The following is a 511-nucleotide window of genomic DNA, read 5'->3' on the forward strand; positions in this document are numbered from 1 at the left end:
CTGCTCGCGGGGCTCGCGGCCGCCACGCGCAAGACCGCTGGCGCCGCGTCGCAGGGCCGGGCCGGCGCGCCGCGGCAGGCGGCCCGGCGCGGGCGCCGCATCGGCACCCGAACCGGCGACCCGCGCTCCGGAGGGCGTCTGGACCTCGTCGAAACCCTGCGCGCCGCGGCGCCGTGGCAGCGGTTGCGGCGTCGGTACGCCGTCGCGGACGGGCCGCGCGTCGCCATTCGGCGCGAGGACTTCCGCCTCGTCCGATTCCGCCAGGAGACCGGCACCACGACGGTCTTCGTGGTTGACGCCTCCGGCTCCGCGGCGGTGAACCGCCTGGGCGAGGCCAAGGGCGCGGTGGAACTGCTCCTCGCCGATTGCTACGTCCGGCGCGACCAGGTGGCGCTGCTCGCCTTCCGCGGCCAGGGCGCCGAGCTGTTGCTGCCGCCGACCTCCTCGCTCGTGCGGGCCAAGCGGAGCCTCGCCGCGCTGCCGGGCGGCGGCGGCACGCCGCTCTCCGCCG

1 protein-coding gene is annotated in these 511 nt (G+C 78.5%); it reads left to right on the top strand.

Features of this window, described 5'->3' with window-relative positions; genetic code table 11:
* Window positions 1–511, top strand: a 511-nt coding sequence (locus ABD067_RS13395) for a VWA domain-containing protein (protein WP_343895811.1), incomplete at both ends; no start/stop codon positions are given.

Origin of the sequence: Craurococcus roseus (assembly GCF_039523795.1) — a bacterium.
Taxonomy (GTDB): domain Bacteria; phylum Pseudomonadota; class Alphaproteobacteria; order Acetobacterales; family Acetobacteraceae; genus Craurococcus; species Craurococcus roseus.